General features: G+C 75.5%; 1 protein-coding gene. It reads right to left on the bottom strand.

Features of this window, described 5'->3' with window-relative positions; genetic code table 11:
* Window positions 1-711 (bottom strand): sensor histidine kinase (locus AB8Z36_RS41630; protein WP_369218513.1); only part of this gene is annotated, 711 nt, incomplete at its 3' end.
* Between the last annotated feature and the right edge of the window lie 43 nt (window positions 712-754).

Below are 754 nucleotides of genomic sequence, written 5' to 3'. Positions count from 1 at the left end.
GTCGAGGAGCTTGCGCGCGGCCTCGGGGTCCTTGTCCCAGGCCCGGCGCGCGAGCCCGACGCGCATCGAGAGGGAGACGAGCCGCGCCTGCGTCCCGTCGTGCAGATCCCGCTCGATGCGCCGCAGTTCGGCGCCGTGCGCGGCGACGGCGCCGGCGCGCGTGACGGTCAGCTCCTCGACGCGCTCGGCGAGCCCGGCGTTGCGCCGCGCCTCCGGCGACGGCAGGAGCAGCGCCCGTGACCAGGCGGCGTCCAGGTCGGCGAGGCGGTCGAGCAGCGGCAGGGCCACGGCCCGCTGGCGCAGCAGCCCGCACCAGAAGCCGTCGGCGAGCAGGCCGAGGATGAACAGCGGGATCGCCACGTACAGCAGGACGGTGCCGTAGACGAAGTGGGCGACGAGCCAGCGCAGGTCACGCCAGGTGCCGGGGTCCTTGAGGGCGGCCCGCACGCGCTCGCGCACGCCGCCGGTGAGCGGGGCGTACGCCTCGGGGAGGGGCTCACCGGTCCATCCCGCGACCAGGCGGCGCTTGAGGCCGCTGGTCCTGCGCAGCAGCAGCACGGTCTCGGGCAGCACGGCCGCGCCGACGACGAGCAGCGTGACGACGGCGGTGAAGAGGATCAGCGCCATGAAGAGGTAGGAGAGAACGGCGAGCCCGCCCGCCTTGCCGAGCTGTGCCATGGCGCGCCCCGCGGCACGCACCGTCTCCTTCATGCGGTCAGGCTAAGTCACCGCCCGCGCGGGGTCGGGCGGGCGG

It is taken from the genome of Streptomyces flavofungini (genome assembly GCF_041028215.1).
Classification (GTDB): Bacteria; Actinomycetota; Actinomycetes; order Streptomycetales; family Streptomycetaceae; genus Streptomyces; species Streptomyces flavofungini_B.
Note: the sequence above shows the minus strand (reverse complement) of the source record. Positions and strands in the feature narration are given on the sequence as shown.